The organism is Pseudomonas sp. FG36, assembly GCF_057809275.1.
On the sequence record NZ_JBMDJQ010000079.1, the window covers coordinates 1 to 1800 of the forward strand.

At 53.1% G+C, this 1800-nt stretch carries 1 rRNA gene; it reads left to right on the top strand.

Annotation, left to right across the window (positions count from 1 at the left end):
- A 23S ribosomal RNA gene (locus ACODS9_RS26485) occupies positions 1 to 1724 on the top strand; the annotation flags it as partial.
- Positions 1725 to 1800: the final 76 nt, after the last annotated feature.

A 1800-nucleotide genomic window follows, 5' to 3' on the forward strand; every position in this document is an offset into this window, starting at 1 on the left:
TGATGCGGTAGAGGAGCGTTCTGTAAGCCTGTGAAGGTGAGTTGAGAAGCTTGCTGGAGGTATCAGAAGTGCGAATGCTGACATGAGTAACGACAATGCGAGTGAAAAACTCGCACGCCGAAAGACCAAGGTTTCCTGCGCAACGTTAATCGACGCAGGGTTAGTCGGTCCCTAAGGCGAGGCTGAAAAGCGTAGTCGATGGAAAACAGGTTAATATTCCTGTACTTCCAGTTATTGCGATGGAGGGACGGAGAAGGCTAGGCCAGCTTGGCGTTGGTTGTCCAAGTTTAAGGTGGTAGGCTGAGATCTTAGGCAAATCCGGGATCTCAAGGCCGAGAGCTGATGACGAGTGCTCATTAGAGCGCGAAGTGGTTGATGCCATGCTTCCAAGAAAAGCTCCTAAGCTTCAGATAACTGGGAACCGTACCCCAAACCGACACAGGTGGTTAGGTAGAGAATACCAAGGCGCTTGAGAGAACTCGGGTGAAGGAACTAGGCAAAATGGCACCGTAACTTCGGGAGAAGGTGCGCCGGTGAGGGTGAAGCACTTGCTGCGTAAGCCCACGCCGGTCGAAGATACCAGGCCGCTGCGACTGTTTATTAAAAACACAGCACTCTGCAAACACGAAAGTGGACGTATAGGGTGTGACGCCTGCCCGGTGCCGGAAGGTTAATTGATGGGGTTAGCGCAAGCGAAGCTCTTGATCGAAGCCCCGGTAAACGGCGGCCGTAACTATAACGGTCCTAAGGTAGCGAAATTCCTTGTCGGGTAAGTTCCGACCTGCACGAATGGCGTAACGATGGCGGCGCTGTCTCCACCCGAGACTCAGTGAAATTGAAATCGCTGTGAAGATGCAGTGTATCCGCGGCTAGACGGAAAGACCCCGTGAACCTTTACTATAGCTTTGCACTGGACTTTGAGCTTGCTTGTGTAGGATAGGTGGGAGGCTTTGAAGTGGGGACGCCAGTTCTCATGGAGCCATCCTTGAAATACCACCCTGGCAACCTTGAGGTTCTAACTCAGGTCCGTTATCCGGATCGAGGACAGTGTATGGTGGGTAGTTTGACTGGGGCGGTCTCCTCCCAAAGAGTAACGGAGGAGTACGAAGGTGCGCTCAGACCGGTCGGAAATCGGTCGTAGAGTATAAAGGCAAAAGCGCGCTTGACTGCGAGACACACACGTCGAGCAGGTACGAAAGTAGGTCTTAGTGATCCGGTGGTTCTGTATGGAAGGGCCATCGCTCAACGGATAAAAGGTACTCCGGGGATAACAGGCTGATACCGCCCAAGAGTTCATATCGACGGCGGTGTTTGGCACCTCGATGTCGGCTCATCACATCCTGGGGCTGAAGCCGGTCCCAAGGGTATGGCTGTTCGCCATTTAAAGTGGTACGCGAGCTGGGTTTAGAACGTCGTGAGACAGTTCGGTCCCTATCTGCCGTGGACGTTTGAGATTTGAGAGGGGCTGCTCCTAGTACGAGAGGACCGGAGTGGACGAACCTCTGGTGTTCCGGTTGTCACGCCAGTGGCATTGCCGGGTAGCTATGTTCGGAAGAGATAACCGCTGAAAGCATCTAAGCGGGAAACTTGCCTCAAGATGAGATCTCACTGGAGCCTTGAGCTCCCTGAAGGGCCGTCGAAGACTACGACGTTGATAGGTTGGGTGTGTAAGCGCTGTGAGGCGTTGAGCTAACCAATACTAATTGCCCGTGAGGCTTGACCATATAACACCCAAGCAATTTGCTAGCGCAGATTGCGGTGGTGAAGACGAAACGAACCGAAAGTTCGCGACGAACCACA